General features: G+C 49.1%; 13 protein-coding genes, 1 pseudogene and 1 other annotated feature. All 14 genes and pseudogenes read left to right on the top strand.

Features of this window, described 5'->3' with window-relative positions; translation table 11 throughout:
• Position 1 precedes the first annotated feature (1 nt).
• The 14 genes and pseudogenes from ruvB (at position 2) to hisS (ending at position 15,153) form a co-directional block, all read left to right on the top strand.
• Positions 2-1,003 carry a Holliday junction branch migration DNA helicase RuvB gene (ruvB, locus tag BSEL_RS12545; protein WP_013173393.1) on the top strand — a complete coding sequence of 334 codons (1,002 nt, stop codon included), beginning with the start codon at positions 2-4 and terminating at the stop codon, positions 1,001-1,003.
• On the top strand, positions 1,000-1,215 hold the full coding sequence (locus BSEL_RS12540) for a DUF2905 domain-containing protein (RefSeq protein ID WP_013173392.1): 216 nt from the start codon (positions 1,000-1,002) through the stop codon (positions 1,213-1,215). The genes ruvB and BSEL_RS12540 overlap by 4 nt, the downstream gene beginning before the upstream one ends.
• A 31-nt stretch (positions 1,216-1,246) precedes the next feature.
• Positions 1,247-2,302 (top strand): tRNA preQ1(34) S-adenosylmethionine ribosyltransferase-isomerase QueA, encoded by a 1,056-nt coding sequence (gene queA / locus BSEL_RS12535; protein ID WP_013173391.1) that lies wholly within the window; start codon positions 1,247-1,249, stop codon positions 2,300-2,302.
• 4 nt (positions 2,303-2,306) lie between these two features.
• Positions 2,307-3,446 (top strand): tRNA guanosine(34) transglycosylase Tgt, encoded by a 1,140-nt coding sequence (gene tgt, locus BSEL_RS12530; protein WP_013173390.1) that lies wholly within the window; start codon positions 2,307-2,309, stop codon positions 3,444-3,446.
• A 120-nt stretch (positions 3,447-3,566) separates the two neighbouring features.
• A complete protein-coding gene (gene yajC, locus BSEL_RS12525) occupies positions 3,567-3,830 on the top strand; it encodes a preprotein translocase subunit YajC (protein ID WP_041581947.1) in 264 nt (87 codons plus the stop codon).
• Between the two features lie 126 nt (positions 3,831-3,956).
• Positions 3,957-4,799 (top strand): DUF368 domain-containing protein, encoded by an 843-nt coding sequence (locus BSEL_RS12520; protein ID WP_013173388.1) that lies wholly within the window; start codon positions 3,957-3,959, stop codon positions 4,797-4,799.
• Complete coding sequence (locus tag BSEL_RS12515; RefSeq protein ID WP_013173387.1) at positions 4,796-5,119, top strand: post-transcriptional regulator; 324 nt, start codon at positions 4,796-4,798, stop codon at positions 5,117-5,119. Before BSEL_RS12520 ends, BSEL_RS12515 begins: the two co-directional genes overlap by 4 nt.
• A 124-nt stretch (positions 5,120-5,243) precedes the next feature.
• Positions 5,244-6,560: a protein translocase subunit SecD gene (gene secD, locus BSEL_RS17575; RefSeq protein WP_013173386.1), complete on the top strand. Its 1,317-nt coding sequence runs from the start codon at positions 5,244-5,246 to the stop codon at positions 6,558-6,560.
• Complete coding sequence (gene secF / locus BSEL_RS17570) at positions 6,550-7,512, top strand: protein translocase subunit SecF (RefSeq protein WP_013173385.1); 963 nt, start codon at positions 6,550-6,552, stop codon at positions 7,510-7,512. Before secD ends, secF begins: the two co-directional genes overlap by 11 nt.
• Before the next feature lie 97 nt (positions 7,513-7,609).
• Entirely contained in the window at positions 7,610-9,967 is a 2,358-nt protein-coding gene (gene recJ / locus BSEL_RS12505) for a single-stranded-DNA-specific exonuclease RecJ (protein WP_013173384.1), read from the top strand.
• A 79-nt stretch (positions 9,968-10,046) separates the two neighbouring features.
• A complete protein-coding gene (locus BSEL_RS12500) occupies positions 10,047-10,559 on the top strand; it encodes an adenine phosphoribosyltransferase (protein WP_013173383.1) in 513 nt (170 codons plus the stop codon).
• A gap of 243 nt (positions 10,560-10,802) precedes the next feature.
• A pseudogene (locus BSEL_RS12495) lies at positions 10,803-13,005 on the top strand (RelA/SpoT family protein).
• Between the two features lie 29 nt (positions 13,006-13,034).
• Positions 13,035-13,484 (top strand): D-aminoacyl-tRNA deacylase, encoded by a 450-nt coding sequence (gene dtd / locus BSEL_RS12490; protein WP_013173382.1) that lies wholly within the window; start codon positions 13,035-13,037, stop codon positions 13,482-13,484.
• A gap of 60 nt (positions 13,485-13,544) precedes the next feature.
• Positions 13,545-13,775: a binding site (T-box leader), on the top strand.
• A gap of 97 nt (positions 13,776-13,872) precedes the next feature.
• Positions 13,873-15,153: a histidine--tRNA ligase gene (gene hisS, locus BSEL_RS12485; protein WP_041582472.1), complete on the top strand. Its 1,281-nt coding sequence runs from the start codon at positions 13,873-13,875 to the stop codon at positions 15,151-15,153.
• The last annotated feature ends 1 nt before the right edge of the window (position 15,154 follow it).

Here is a 15,154-nt window from a genome sequence, read left to right as displayed (position 1 = left end):
CATGGATGAACGAATTGTCAGCGGCGAGGCGCTTGAACAGGAGGAATTCGAAGAACTCTCGTTAAGACCGCAGCGGTTGCAGCAATACATCGGTCAGCATCAGGTGAAGGATAACCTGACTGTTTTTATTGAAGCTGCCAGGATGAGAGAGGAAGCCCTTGATCATGTCCTGCTTTACGGCCCGCCTGGCCTTGGGAAGACAACACTCGCGACCATCATCGCCAACGAACTAGGTGTACAGATTCGAACCACATCAGGTCCGGCGATTGAACGCCCTGGTGATTTGGCTGCGGTGCTCACGGCTTTAGAGCCTGGGGACGTTTTGTTTATAGATGAAATTCACCGTTTGAACCGTGCCGTTGAAGAGGTCCTCTATCCGGCCATGGAAGATTTTTTTCTTGATATCGTGATCGGCAAAGGGCCTTCAGCACGATCTGTTAAGCTGGACCTGCCGCCGTTCACCCTTGTGGGAGCAACGACAAGAGCAGGGCTTCTCTCCGCGCCATTGCGGGATCGCTTTGGAGTGCTGAGCCGTCTGGAATATTATACGGAAGCGGATTTGAATGAGATCGTTCAGCGCACCGCCCAGGTCCTCGATGTGGAAATGGCCGGAACCTCTTCGGTGGAAGTTGCCCGTCGTTCAAGGGGAACCCCGCGCGTTGCCAATCGTATTTTGAGAAGGGTCCGTGATTTCGCTCAGGTCAGGGGCGACGGGATCATTACGGATGCGTTGGCAAAGGAAGCGCTCGATCTCCTTCAGGTCGATCCTTTGGGACTTGATCATATCGACCATAAACTGTTGAAGAATCTGATTCATACATTCAGAGGCGGGCCTGTCGGACTCGATACCATTGCAGCAACGGTCGGAGAAGAACCGGATACGATTGAAGACGTCTATGAGCCTTATCTGATGCAGATCGGCTTTTTGCAACGGACACCGAGAGGCCGTGTTGTCACGCCGCTCGTTTACGAGCATTTTAAACTGGAGGTGCCAAAACAATGATGGATGTGCCACGCTGGCTGATTACCGCGGGTCTCATACTTATTGTCATTGGTGTGATCTGGCAGTTTGGTGGCAGATTCCTGCCGCTTGGAAGACTGCCGGGTGATTTTTTGTTTTCAAGAGGGAATACGACATTTTATTTCCCTCTGATGACGTCAATCATAATCAGCATCATTCTGTCTGTTCTGTTTTATCTGTTCAGTCAGCGATGAAGAACAATCGAATGCGTAAGGAGAAGAGAAAATGGATGTTTCAGCTTTTGATTACGAACTGCCCGAAGAACTGATCGCACAAACACCGCTTAAAAATCGTGAAGAATCGCGGCTCTTGGTCATGGAGCGCACGACCGGGGACCTGTCCCATCAGACATTCTCCTCCGTGATTGACCATCTCAATCCCGGTGATGCACTTGTGCTGAATGATACGAAAGTGATCCCTGCAAGGTTATTCGGCATAAAGAAAGAGACAGGGGCAAAGATCGAGGTCCTCCTCCTGAAAGAGCAGGATGACCACGTCTGGGAAGCGCTCGTTAAACCGGCGAAGCGACTGAAAAAAGGAACGGTGATCTCGTTCGGGGAAGGTGTTTTGCAAGCAGAATGCACCGGTGAACTCCCTGAGGGGAGACGGTTGCTCCGGTTTTCATTTGACGGGGTGTTTCATGAGCGTCTCGATGACCTTGGTGAGATGCCGCTGCCGCCGTATATTCAGGAACAGCTTGATGAGAAGGACCGGTATCAGACCGTCTATGCCGCAAACCGAGGAAGTGCAGCGGCCCCGACGGCAGGCCTGCACTTTACGCCGGATCTCCTTGAGAAAATCCGCGCGAAAGGGATTCGAACGGTCTTTTTGACCCTCCATGTCGGACTTGGCACTTTCCGTCCTGTTTCGGTGGATACGGTCGAGGATCATACGATGCATGCGGAATTTTATCAGTTCTCAGAAGCGTCTGCGAGAGCATTACGGGAGACCAGAGCACGTGGGGGCAGAATCATCGCCGTCGGAACCACTTCTGCGAGAACCCTCGAAACCATAGTCCGGGATCATGACGATTTTGCCGCAGCTTCCGGATGGACGGATATATTTATTTATCCGGGCTACCGGTTTCAGGGGATCGACGGTCTCTTAACGAATTTTCATCTGCCGAAATCGACACTGGTCATGCTGGTGTCGGCATTTTCAAAGCGGGAGTTTGTCCTGGATGCATACAGAGAAGCGGTGCGGGAGCGTTACCGGTTTTTCAGCTTCGGTGATGCAATGCTTATCGCCAATCAGAGCGGCGACAGCCGAAAAGGAGAGTAAATGGATGACAGCCATAACCTATGAACACATCAAAACGTGTAAACAGTCCGGTGCGAGACTCGGAAAAGTCCACACGCCGCACGGCAGTTTTGAAACACCGATTTTTATGCCGGTGGGAACGCTGGCAACGGTAAAGACGATGAGTCCGGAAGATTTGCTGCAAATGAATGCGCAAATCATTCTGAGCAATACGTATCACCTTTGGCTGAGGCCGGGGGAAGACATCGTCAAAGAGGCGGGCGGCCTGCATCAGTTCATGAACTGGCACCGGCCGATTCTTACTGATTCCGGCGGATTTCAGGTCTTCAGTTTAAGTGACCTCCGAAATATCACCGAGGAAGGCGTTCATTTCCGCAATCATCTGAGTGGTGAGAAGCTCTTCCTCAGTCCGGAAAAGGCAATGCGGATCCAAAATGATCTCGGCCCGGATATTATGATGGCCTTCGATGAATGTCCGCCTTATCCTGCAGAACATGCGTACATGAAAGCGTCAGTGGAACGGACGAGCCGCTGGGCTGAACGGTGCCTCGAGGGACACAAACGTCCTGAGGATCAGGGGCTCTTTGGCATCGTACAGGGCGGGGAGTACGAAGATCTCCGGAAGCAAAGCGCAAAGGATCTCGTGTCATTGGACTTTCCGGGCTATGCGATTGGCGGTCTGTCCGTCGGAGAACCGAAGGACGTTATGAACCGGGTTCTCGAATTCACGACGCCATGGCTCCCGGAAGATAAACCGCGATACTTGATGGGTGTCGGGACAGCGGATTCCCTGATTGACGGTGCGATCCGCGGTGTCGATATGTTTGACTGTGTGCTTCCGACACGTATTGCCAGAAACGGTACGCTGATGACAAGCAAGGGAAGGCTTGTTGTGCGAAACGCGAAATTTGCAAGGGATTTCCGTCCTCTTGATGAGAATTGCAGCTGTTATGTGTGTCAGAATCATTCCCGTGCGTATATCCGCCATTTGATTAAAGCGAATGAAACCCTGGGATTGAGACTTTGTTCGTATCACAATCTGCATTTTCTCATTGATTTGATGGAACAGGTCCGGCAGGCTATCCGCGAAGACCGGCTGTTGGATTTTCGGGAATCATTTTTTGAAGAATACGGCTTTAACAGACCGGATGCAAAAAACTTTTAAGTTTTAGATCGATTATCGTTGATTTACCGGGGACATTTTGTCTACAATAGTACGGGAGCAGAAATTCCTGTAAGGGACAGATTCCATCCAGGAACGTTACAGGTGAAAGGGGTGAAATACATGGAATTACTCGGAGCTTTACTTCCGCTGTTGCTGATGTTTGCGATCTTTTATTTTCTCTTGATCCGTCCTCAGCAAAAGCGTCAAAAGAAGATTCAGGAAATGCATCAGGCCCTTCAAAAAGGGGATCGCGTGATCACCATCGGTGGTATGCATGGTAAGATCGATGCCATCGACGAAGATAAAATCGTTGTCGATGTCAACGGTTCGCAGAAACTGACGTTTGACCGTCAGGCTGTCCGTGAAGTGGTTAATCCAGATTGATGCCAATCGGCCAACTGTTTGACATGCAGTGGCCGATTTCATTTTTTACGGTTTTACATAAAATTGACTTTATATCTGTGCTACAGTAAAAGAATGACTGTCAGTGAATAAGGACGTGAGCATAGGTTGAATATCAAATTACTCTATTACGGAGCCATGATGGGGATCAGCAACATCATCCCCGGTGTGAGTGCCGGTACGATTGCCCTGATTGTTGGGATCTATGATGAGCTGTTACAGTCGGTTCGGGACTTTTTCAGTCCCCGGATCAAACAGACGTTGCCTTTTTTAATCCCCCTTGCTGCCGGAATTATAGGTGGAATTCTTGCTTTCAGCTGGGTGATCAGCTGGCTCTTGGAGCATGCATTCGAGCCGGTTCAGTTCTTTTTTCTTGGCCTGATTCTCGGTGTGATTCCTTTTTTGTTCAGAGAAGCCGGAGCGAAGACATCTTTTCGGGCCGTGCATGTGACCGTTCTGATCATGACCGCATTGGCTGTGATGACCATGGATCTGTTCACCCCTCAGGAAGCGGCCCGATCTGCCTATGAACTGACTGCGGCGAGCGGCATCTGGCTGTTTTTGGCAGGTGTTGTGGCGAGCATGTCTCTTCTTTTACCCGGACTGAGCGGTGCTACGGTGCTCCTGATGTTTGGTGTATACGGATCGGCCATCTACTCACTGTTGACGGTGGATGTGATGGTCATACTGATTCTCGTCGCAGGGATCGGCATCGGGTTTATTGTGAGCAGCCGACTGATTGCTTATGTGCTGTTTGCTCACCGGACGATGACGTACGCGGTCATTATCGGTCTTCTGATCGGATCCGTCTACATTGTGTTTCCGGGTGTCAGCGGTCAGTTTATGATGCTTTTACTCAGTCTGGTTACGTTTGCGGCCGGATTTACGATAGCATTCCGGCTTGGAAGAGCGAATGATTCGATGCGGATGAAAGGGGAGAATCCTTCATGACAAATGAACAGTGGGGATACTGGCGCTTGAAACTGGAGCCGGTTATCATGAGTAAACGGGAAGAGTGGCAGCATCTTGGACATCCGAATGTAACGGATCAGACGGTCTGGTCGCTTTTTACCGAACGGGTGGATCGGAAAAAAGACAAGCCGGATACGCTTCATCTGCACTGGCTCGTGCAGGAACTGATGGCGATGTCCATTAATGATTACATGACACATTTAACGATCGGCGCGTTGAAGGGACCTGACTTGTTTGAATCAGGGGAAGCCCTTGACTTACGATCTGACCGGGAGAAATCCGATCAGAGCCCGGATTGACAGTGGAAAACAGAAGCGACTATAATAGGCTTATTGATTTTGACAGTGGACATGCAGATGTGCAGCTTCACCGCGCCTGGTGAAGCTGTCTCTTAACGTGTGTGTTGAAGGAGGAAACAGTTTCATGAAGAAACGTCGGGGAGTGAAAAAAGGCCATCTGGCTGCTTTTTTTGCGATCATTATCTCGTTGGGGATCTTGATTGCAGCAACCGTGATGGACCATGTGGACGATATACGCCTTGGGCTTGATTTGCAGGGCGGTTTTGAGGTGCTCTATGAGGTGGAGCCTCTCGATGAAGAGACGGAGATCACCCGCGGATTATTGACAGACACCGTCTCGGCACTGAACGCCAGAGTGGACGTACTGGGTGTGTCAGAGCCGAGTATCACGATCGAGGGTGAAGACCGCATCCGCGTTCAACTCGCAGGGATTGAGGATCAGTCCTCTGCAAGGGAACTGCTTTCAACGGAGGCGAGACTCTCCTTTCGGGATACCGAAAATGAGCTGCTGATGGACGGGGGCGACCTGGTTGAAGGCGGTGCCCAACAGACGTTTGATCCGGAGACAAACCGTCCGATCGTACAGGTGACGGTGGATGATCCATCGATGTTCGGTGATATAACAAGTGAAATCAGTCAGCGTCAGCCGCCTGATAATATCATGGCAATCTGGATGGATTATGAAGAGGGCGACGATTATTGGGAAGAAATGCAGAAAGAAGATTCGAAAATCGTGTCCGCACCTCGTGTTCAGCAGCGTCTGAATCAGTCAACCGTCGTCATTACGGGTGACTTTACTGTTGATTCCGCACAGGACCTTGCCGGAATTCTGAATGCCGGGGCGCTGCCGGTTTCCCTTGAGGAAGTGTATTCGAACTCTGTCGGGGCATCATTGGGCGAGCGTGCAATGGATCTGGCTATTTTTGCAGGCTACATCGGTGTTGCGCTCATCTTTGGTTATATGCTTCTCTATTACCGGTTTATGGGGATCATTGCTGTATTGACGCTGTCACTGTATACGTACGTTGTACTCGTGATTTTCGACTGGATGAATGCTGTACTGACATTGCCGGGTATTGCAGCCCTTATACTCGGTGTCGGGATGGCTGTTGATGCAAATATCATTACCTTTGAACGGATCAAGGATGAACTTCGTTCCGGTAAATCGGTAATGAGCGCCTTTAAAGCCGGAAGCCGGCGGTCACTGTCGACGATTATCGATGCGAACGTGACGACGATACTGGCAGCCGTAGTACTGTTCTATTTCGGAACGAGTGCGGTACAGGGCTTTGCTCTGATGCTGATTGTCAGTATCCTGACGAGCTTTTTGACGGCCGTTCTCGGCGCAAGGCTCTTCCTTGGACTTTGGGTGAACAGCCGGATTCTTAACGGAAAGCAGAAGCTGTTCGGCGTAAAGGAGGACCAGATCAGTGAACTTTGAACATTGGAATACACGACTTGATTTTGTCAAACACCGGAAAAAGTTTTTTATTGCATCGGCATCCACGCTGCTCGCAGGGATTATTCTTCTCATGACGGTCGGATTGAATCTCGGCATTGATTTCACGAGCGGGACGACGATCGACATCCTTGCTGATGAACCCGTCACTGAACAAGAGGTGATGGCCGAGTTCGAAAATATCGGGTATATTCCTGATGACCTGACACTCGCGGGCGATACGAATGAAATTGGCCGTGCGCAGTTTATCGGGGATCTTTCACAGGAAGAGACGCTCTCCATTCAGGCTCACTTCATGGACGTATACGGCAATGAGCCGACGGTCAGTACTGTGACCCCGATCGTTGGGGAAGAGCTCGCGCGTAATGCGGTCATTTCCGTTTTGATTGCGTCGGTCGGGATCATCATTTATGTAACGTTCCGATTCGAGCTTCTCTACGGTATCTCAGCGATCGTGGCCCTGTTTCATGATGCGTTGCTGATTTTGGTTATCTTCAGCATTCTGCAAATGGAAGTGAATATACCGTTCATTGCCGCCGTCCTGACCATCGTCGGTTATTCGATCAACGATACGATCGTCACCTTCGACAGGATCAGGGAAAACATGAGCTACGAAAAGAAACTGAAAGGTTTTGAAGATGTCGCGCGGGTTGTCAATAAGTCACTCGTTCAAACGTTGGCCCGTTCGATTAACACCGTGCTGACCGTACTCTTCGCCGCAGGTGCGCTCTTTATCTTTGGCGGGGAAGGACTTCGTACCTTCTCACTGGCACTCGTCGTCGGTCTTCTCGCCGGAACGTATTCCTCCCTGTTTATTGCAGCGCAGGTATTCCTTGAATTGAAGACACGGCAGATCAAGAAGCGCCATGAAAAACGGATTAAAGAGCTTCAGGAGGAACAGGAAGAACAGGAAGCAACGCCGACAAACGGATAACGAGATGAAAAACCCGCCTCCGTGGCGGGTTTTTCTGATTTGCATTGCAGGAGCGTGAGGGCTTATGTATAATGAAACAGGTTAGGAGTGGATAAAGATGCTGCCTTCAAAATCGAAATGGCTTGTGCCCGACTGGTCTGAAGATCAGGTTGGAGAACTGGCTGAAGCGACGGGTCTGTCCAACATTGCAGCTCGTTTTTTTGTTCAACGCCGTAAAACGACGAAAGAAGAAGTCATGTCATTTTTACATATGGATCACCGTTCACTGCTTGATCCATTTCTGCTCTATGATATGGACCGTGCAGTCGATCGGATCCGGCGTGCTATTGAGAAACAGGAACGGATCCTTATTTTTGGGGATTATGATGCAGACGGTGTAACGAGTACAGCAATTACGTATTTGACGTTGAAACGGCTGGGCGCTGAGGTCAGTTATTATATCCCGAACCGGTTTACGGAAGGATACGGCCCGAATGAAGGAGCGTTCAGGCAGGCTGCTGAAGAGTCGGTAAGTCTGATCATTACCGTGGACACAGGCATCTCCGGAGTTCATGAAGCGGAGGTCGCAAAAGAATGCGGGATGGATCTGATCATCACGGATCATCACGAACCCCCGCCTGTGTTGCCGGATGCATTTGCCGTTGTGAACCCGAAACAGGAACATTGTTCATATCCGAATCCGAATCTCGCAGGAGCAGGTGTAGCATTTAAACTTGCCCATGCTCTGACGGGTGAGATACCCGAGGATCTTTTTGATCTTGTCGCCATTGGAACGATTGCGGATCTTGTTTCTCTTGAAGGGGAAAACCGTTATCTGGCAAAAGCGGGCATAGAAGCAATTCGCCAGGGCCCGAGAGCTGGGGTGAAGGCGCTGTTGGATATAGCCGGCGCTGAGGTCAGTGAATTGAACGAAGAGACGATCGGGTTCATGATCGGCCCAAGACTCAATGCTGCAGGGAGATTGGACTCCGCAGATCCGGCGGCGGCTCTTCTGATTACGGAGAATCCGCATGAGGCGAAGGATCTTGCTGAGCTGATTGACGGGCTAAACAAAGAGCGGCAGAGCATTGTCAAAGAGATTGCGGAAGAGGCCATCGAACAGGTTGAAGCGCAGGGTGTGCCATCTGTCATCATTGTCGGTGCCGAAGGCTGGAATCCGGGTGTCATCGGCATTGTGGCAAGCCGGCTGGTTGAAAGGTATTACCGGCCTGTCATCGTACTCAGTTTTGATCAGGAGAAAGAACAGGCCAAAGGCTCGGCAAGAAGTATCGAAGGGTTTGATATGTTTCAATCCCTGTCAACATGCCGGGATATTCTCCCTCATTTCGGCGGTCATCCGATGGCGGCCGGTCTCACGATGTCGCTTTCTGATGTGGAAGAACTGAGGGAAAGACTCATTCGTCTGGCGAATGAGTCGATGTCGGATGACGATTGGATCCGTAAACTTAAGGTGGATTTACCCGTTTCAATCGAAGAAGTAACTTTGAATGCGATTGAAGATTTGCAAGCAATGGCACCATACGGGATCGGTAATCCGGCTCCGAAAGTGATGCTTGAAGATGTCGGCATTGTCAGTATGCGCAGAATCGGTGCAACCGGCGATCATCTGAAGCTGAGTGTCAACAACAAGGGATCAGGCATTGAACTTGACGCCATTGCGTTTGGTAAAGGGGATGCTGCTGACGAGATTTCGAAACTGTCACCGCTCTCGCTGGTCGGCAAACTCGGTATCAATGAATGGAACGGCAAGCGAAAGCCGCAGTTTCTTGTTGAAGACATGCAGATTTCCGACTGGCAGCTGTTTGATTTCAGAGGTAATACAAAGTTCGCGCGACAGCAACATCTTTTGAACCGCTCAGAAGTGACTGCTGTGACCTTTTCCCATCCTTTTTCGGCCATCAGAACCGAGATTCCCGAGGAATGGATTAAAGTAGAGGTTATTGATGGATTTACAGATGATCAAAGAGCCATTATTCAGAAAGCCGGGGATGTGGTGTTTATTGATCTGCCAAAAACACTTGAACAAATGGAGAGACTCGTTCAAGAGCTGAAGAATCTGGAGAAACTGTACCCGGTTTTTCTGCAAGCAGATTCAGGAAAGATAGAAACCGTTCCGCGAAGAGAGCAGTTTTCTGAGCTGTATAAATTATTTATTCAACAGGAAAAAGTCGACATGAAGCGCCATGCACATACGATAAGCCGAAAAAAAGGATGGTCAATGGATCATATTCGTTTTATGTGCAAGGTGTTTTCCGAGCTTGAATTTGTTACAATGAAAGATGGCATTGTGGAAGTTGTGAGCAATCCTGAGAAAAAGCAATTAAATGATTCTGCACTTTATCAGGAAACGCTTGCAAAACAGGAAGTCGAGCAGGCTTTGTATTACTCATCGAGCGGTGAATTAAAACGCTGGGTGGAACAGCGTAAGAATCCGGCTGCCGTCCCTGAGGCCTGATATCCGGGACAGCATCCATAATCAGTACACAAATTAATTACACTGCCGGTATACAAACACCGGCAACAGGAGGAAGAATATGGATTTCAAAGAGCACATTACCGTTGTTGAAGATTTCCCGCATGAGGGGATCAGTTTCAAAGACATCACCACGCTTATGGAGAATGGGGAAGTGTACCGAAAAGCCATTGATGAAATGGTCACTTTCGCCAAGAAACGTGAAGTGGATGTTGTTGTCGGGCCTGAAGCCCGCGGATTTGTGGTTGGGTGCCCGGTATCCTACGCACTCGAGGCTGGTTTTGTACCGGTACGAAAAGCCGGGAAATTGCCGAGAGAGGTTTTGGAAGTGGATTACGGTCTTGAATACGGTAAAGATTCCCTGAATATTCATAAGGATTCGATCAAACCGGGACAGAAAGTCCTGATCACCGATGACCTTCTTGCAACGGGCGGAACGATCCAGGCGACGATCTCCATGGTCGAAGAGCTGGGTGGCATCGTTGTCGGTATTGCGTTTCTGATTGAACTGAGTTTTCTAGAAGGACGTAAAAACCTTTCGAAATACGATGTTCATTCACTTGTGACATACTGATGAGTGGAATCATTTATCCCGACTCGTGACTGGAGCAGTTTCCATTCGCAAATCAGGGTAAATGTGCTATTATAACTACAAGTCTTTTCTTCGGAGAAGACTTTTTCTTCATCCTTTCAAATGAATGGAAGGACACCAGTGTCCAAAGTGTATGAAAGAACCAGTTAAGGCTGATTCGTCAGCTCATTCTCATAATTCAGCGAAACTGCCGGCGGGGTATTTTCGAAGATCTAAGGTGATTCCATGACGATAGAAGAAGTGTTACAAAAAGCCAGTGAATACTTAAATGACGAAGATGTTGCTTATTTGCGTAAAGCTTATGAGATGGCTGAGTATGCGCACAGAGAGCAATACAGAAAATCCGGAGAACCTTATATCTGGCATCCGGTTCAGGTTGCCGGCATTCTCGTTGAACTCGGTATGGACCCGAATACCATTGCGGCGGCATTTTTGCATGATGTCGTTGAGGACACGGAAGTGACCCTCGACGATTTGACGAAGGATTTTGGTGAAGAAGTGGCCATGCTTGTGGATGGTGTCACAAAACTGGGCAAGATAAAATATAAGTCCAAAGAAGAACAGCAGGCAGAGAATCATCGGAAAATGTTTGTTGCGATGGCACGGGATATCCGTGTTATTCTGATTAAACTCGCCGACCGATTGCATAATATGCGCACACTGAAGCATCTCCCCCCCTGAGAAGCAGCGGCGAATCGCCAATGAAACGCTGGAGATTTTCGCGCCCCTTGCCCACCGTCTCGGGATTTCCACAATCAAGTGGGAACTTGAAGATACGGCGCTCAGATACCTGAATCCCCAACAGTATTATCGCATTGTCAATCTGATGAAGAAAAAGCGTGCAGAGCGAGAACACTACATCAAACAGGTGCAGGATGATATACGGGAACGCTGTGAGCAGATGGACATTCAGGCGGAGATCAACGGCCGCGCCAAGCACATTTACAGTATTTATCGCAAAATGGTCCTGCAAAACAAACAGTTTAACGAAATTTATGATCTCCTGGCGGTACGGATTATCGTACCGAGTATAAAAGACTGTTATGCGGTACTCGGCACCATCCATACTCAATTTAAACCAATGCCGGGACGATTCAAGGATTACATCGCCATGCCAAAGGCCAACATGTATCAGTCTCTCCATACAACGGTGATTGGACCGAAGGGCGACCCCCTTGAAGTACAGATCCGTTCAGAAGATATGCACAAGATCGCAGAATTTGGTGTTGCTGCGCACTGGGCTTATAAAGAAGGAAAAAGTGTCGACGACAACAAAGAGACGATGGAACAGAAACTGTCCTGGTTCAGAGAAATCCTTGAATGGCAGAACGATGCGGATGATGCCCAGGAGTTTATGGAGTCTTTAAAGATCGATCTGTTCAGCGATATGGTGTTTGTGTTTACACCAAAAGGGGATGTCATTGAACTGCCGAAAGGATCGGTCCCCCTTGATTTCGCCTACCGTATCCACACAGAAATCGGGAACCGCTGTATCGGTGCGAAGGTCAACGGGAAAATGGTACCTCTCGATCACAAACTGAAAACCGGTGACATCGTTGAGGTTCTTACGTCCAAACATTCTTATGGACCGAGCACCGACTGGGTGAAGATTACCCAGAGTTCCCATGCAAAAAATAAAATCAGACAGTGGTTCAAAAAAGAAAAGCGCGAAGAGAACATTGAAAAAGGACTCGATATGATCGAGAAGGAAGTGGAGCGTAAAGGGTATAAAGTCAAGGATATCATGACCAACGCCAATATCGCCCATGCCATTGATAAATTCAGCTTCACCTCTGAAGACGATATGTTTGCGGCTGTCGGCTATGGAGGGATCACCGCGGCCCAAATCGTGACCCGCCTGACTGATGACATTCGTAAAAAAGAAGAGGAAGAAAAAGAAGTCACTTCCCTGAATGAGGTCAAAGATGAAGTCAAACCGGCGGCAAATGAGCGAAAAGAAGAAAAATCACGCTCGACGAATACCGGTGTCCGCGTCAAAGGCGTTGACAATCTGCTCGTCAGGCTGTCTCGCTGTTGCAATCCCGTACCGGGAGATGAGATCGCCGGATTTATTACAAAGGGACGGGGTGTGTCCATTCACCGTGCCGACTGTCCGAATATCAATACGGAAGAAGCACGTCAGAGGCTGTTGCCTGTTGAATGGGAAGAAGATTCCAAGAAGATCAAAACGTACAATGTGGATATCGAGATCAACGGTTATGACCGTCGTGCCCTCTTAAACGATGTGCTTCAGGCGGTTGCGGAGACAAAGACGAATATTAACGCCGTGTCCGGCAAATCGGATAAAAATAAAATGGCTACGATCAATATGACCATTGCGATTCAGGATGTCACGCATCTTCAAAGAATTGTGGACAGAATCAAACAGATCACGGATATTTATTCCGTGAGACGGATTATGAACTGAGGAATGACACGTGCCGGAGGTTATGAACCATGCGGGTAATTGTACAACGGGTTTCAAAAGCAAATGTCACCGTGGATGACAACGTGACAGGCTCCATTGGCAACGGACTGATGCTCCTTGTCGGCGTGACGCATGACGATACCGAAGCAGATGCACGCTGGACAGCTGATAAAATTGCCAATCTGCGGATTTTTGAAGATGAGGATGACAAACTGAACTTGTCTGTTAAAGATAAGGGAGGATCTGTTCTTTCCATTTCGCAGTTCACGGTCTATGGCGATTGCAAGAAGGGCAGACGCCCGAATTTTATGGCAGCTGCGAAACCGGATCATGCAGATCACCTCTACGAAATGATGAACCGCATTCTCAGAGATGAGCACGGTCTGACTGTCGAAACAGGTGTATTTGGCGCGATGATGGATGTGGAACTGGTCAATCACGGGCCTGTTACACTGATTGTGGAGAGTAAACAATCCTGAACTCCATATTGACAAATGCAGGTGTTGTTGAGTATGATAGAAAACAATTGAAACAGATAGGAACTGCCGTTAACGGAGAACAGTAATAGGGACTCTCATTGTACAGAGAGGGAATGCCACAGGCTGGAAGCTTTCCCGTAATGACCTCTATGAACGAACACTTCTCAGGCTCTTTTCTGAACCGTTCAGCAGTAGGAAGAGACGTACCCAGGCGTTAACTGGAAGAGCGGGGGACGACGCAGTTTCCCCAATTAGGGTGGTACCACGGGAAGTCATACTCTCGTCCCTGTTTTGAGTGTAATCTCGAAGCAGGGGCGGGAGTTTTTTGTTTGTCCATCAGAACCGTTACAGCTGATAGTAAAGCGGATGCAGAGAAAGGATGAGTGAAGTGAAATACAGTATTCCAAGAGGAACACAGGATATCTTGCCTGGCGAATCTGAAAAATGGCAATATATCGAAAATAAGGCCAGAGATTTATGTGCCAGATACCGGTACAGAGAAATCCGCACACCGATGTTTGAACAGACGGAACTGTTCGCAAGGGGTGTTGGTGACACGACAGATATTGTGCAAAAAGAAATGTACACGTTTGAAGACAAGGGCGGAAGAAGCCTGACCCTTCGTCCTGAAGGAACGGCGTCCACGGTTCGTTCCTTTGTGGATCAGAAGATGCATGGCTGGGCTGATCAGCCGGTGAAGCTCTTTTACATCGGGCCGATGTTCCGCTATGAGCGTCCGCAGTCAGGACGGATGAGGCAGTTTGTCCAGTTCGGTGTGGAGGCCATGGGAAGCAGTGATCCTGCAATTGATGCGGAAGTGATCGGGCTTGCGATGGATTTTTACAGAGAGCTCGGTCTCAAAGGCGTGAAGCTGGTGCTGAACAGCCTTGGGGATCAGGAAAGCCGCGAGAATCACCGTAATGCCCTCATTTCACATTTTGAACCGGTGATCGGTGAGCTGTGCAGCGATTGTCAGGCTCGCCTGGAGAAGAACCCGCTTCGTATTCTCGACTGCAAGAAGGACCGTGACCATGAAAAAATGGCCGCGGCTCCGTCGATTCTTGACTATCTGAATGAGGAATCGAAAGCGTACTTCGAAACGGTTAAATCGTATCTCGAAGCGATGGGGATTCCTTACGAAGTGGATCCGGGTCTCGTGAGAGGACTGGATTATTACAATAATACGGCCTTTGAAATCATGATTGACGGCGAAGGCTTTGGGGCGATCACGACCCTGATGGGCGGCGGACGTTATAACGGACTCGTCGAGGAAATCGGTGGTCCGGAAACACCGGGTATCGGTTTCGCACTCAGCATAGAACGACTGTTAATGGCGCTTGAAAGCCAGGGCATTACGCTCCCTGTAAACCACGGGATTGACGCCTATATGGTCGCACTCGGAGATGCAGCAAAAGCGCACGTACCAAAGCTTGTTCATGAACTGCGAAGTGCCGGATTATCCGTGGATACTGATTATCTGAACCGGAAGATGAAAGGACAGATGAAAGCGGCAGGCAGGCTTCACGCCCGCTATGCACTGATTCTCGGTGACGAAGAACTTGAAGCAGGGACGATTGAAGTGAAGCATATGGAAACGGGAAATCAGGAAACGATTCAAATAAGTGAACTGGCAGCCTATTTGCAAGCCGGTTCAGTGAAAGGGGTATAAC

The sequence above is a fragment of the [Bacillus] selenitireducens MLS10 genome, assembly GCF_000093085.1.
Classification (GTDB): Bacteria; Bacillota; Bacilli; order Bacillales; family Salisediminibacteriaceae; genus Salisediminibacterium; species Salisediminibacterium selenitireducens.
Note: the sequence above shows the minus strand (reverse complement) of the source record. Positions and strands in the feature narration are given on the sequence as shown.

Excerpts from the sequence above, each read along its gene's own strand:
- BSEL_RS12500 (WP_013173383.1), top strand. The coding sequence starts at position 10,047 with ATGGATTTCAAAGAGCACATTACCGTTGTTGAAGATTTCCCGCATGAG.
- dtd (WP_013173382.1), top strand. The coding sequence starts at position 13,035 with ATGCGGGTAATTGTACAACGGGTTTCAAAAGCAAATGTCACCGTGGAT.
- secD (WP_013173386.1), top strand. The coding sequence starts at position 5,244 with ATGAAGAAACGTCGGGGAGTGAAAAAAGGCCATCTGGCTGCTTTTTTT.
- ruvB (WP_013173393.1), top strand. The coding sequence starts at position 2 with ATGGATGAACGAATTGTCAGCGGCGAGGCGCTTGAACAGGAGGAATTC.
- BSEL_RS12540 (WP_013173392.1), top strand. The coding sequence starts at position 1,000 with ATGATGGATGTGCCACGCTGGCTGATTACCGCGGGTCTCATACTTATT.
- recJ (WP_013173384.1), top strand. The coding sequence starts at position 7,610 with ATGCTGCCTTCAAAATCGAAATGGCTTGTGCCCGACTGGTCTGAAGAT.
- tgt (WP_013173390.1), top strand. The coding sequence starts at position 2,307 with ATGACAGCCATAACCTATGAACACATCAAAACGTGTAAACAGTCCGGT.
- queA (WP_013173391.1), top strand. The coding sequence starts at position 1,247 with ATGGATGTTTCAGCTTTTGATTACGAACTGCCCGAAGAACTGATCGCA.
- yajC (WP_041581947.1), top strand. The coding sequence starts at position 3,567 with ATGGAATTACTCGGAGCTTTACTTCCGCTGTTGCTGATGTTTGCGATC.
- BSEL_RS12515 (WP_013173387.1), top strand. The coding sequence starts at position 4,796 with ATGACAAATGAACAGTGGGGATACTGGCGCTTGAAACTGGAGCCGGTT.